Below are 800 nucleotides of genomic sequence, written 5' to 3' on the forward strand. Positions count from 1 at the left end.
CGAAGCGCAACGCCAAGCCGATAGTTAGACGAAGTAAGGTCATTGTTAAACTACTTCATCATAGTCTTTCGTAAAAAGAATTTCTCGAAGTAATTATATAAGCCTGCAAATATAAATTCTAATGACTCACTAAGAATATAATATTCAGATTTCAACTTATTCACCGAAAAATCAACATTATCGATAACTGAAAAATCATAATCTTCCAATTGGAATAATTTTTCAGAGACATTGCTAACTCTATACGACTCTGATTTCACAATTTCTCCTGAATCATAAACACAATGAGACAGGAATAAAGGAGATATAAAAAGAAATTTAGACTTTTGCAAAAGATCTTTTCCAAATTTCCCGGAGACAAAAGCTAAAGGATCATCCATAATGCATATCTCTCTCGCCCCAGCTAATTCAGATACTATACGAATATACCGACGTTCCGCAATATTAAATTCGATCGGGATGCTAACGAGAAAATATGGTTTTAGCCATCGCGTCGAGTTATATGTCGAATACATTAAGGTCTTTAAGTTAGAAACCAATTCTTCATCATAAAGCCATGGGTAATTTGGGTAATCTGTTTTGTAACTATAACTTTTAGTAATATTACTTGAAGTATTTCTTATGGAAAACCCGGTCGAATTGAACTGAAGAAGAATTGCGTATTTTTCAAAAAGTTTCATAAAAGTAATCGTTCATTTTTAAATATATTTTTGACCTTATTTCGGCTAACGACCAAGGGTTGGCGACGTTTCGCGAGTCCGAAGGACTTGGCGCGAGGCTTGCCACGCAAGACGAGTGAC

The 800-nt window shown here is 34.9% G+C and carries 1 protein-coding gene; it reads right to left on the bottom strand.

The window, feature by feature from the left end; genetic code table 11:
* Window positions 1-50: 50 nt before the first annotated feature.
* Window positions 51-260, bottom strand: a complete 210-nt coding sequence (locus tag CH352_RS18955; RefSeq protein ID WP_125169490.1) for a hypothetical protein — start codon at window positions 258-260, stop codon at window positions 51-53.
* Window positions 261-800: the final 540 nt, after the last annotated feature.

Source organism: Leptospira hartskeerlii (assembly GCF_002811475.1).
GTDB classification, from domain to species: Bacteria; Spirochaetota; Leptospiria; order Leptospirales; family Leptospiraceae; genus Leptospira_B; species Leptospira_B hartskeerlii.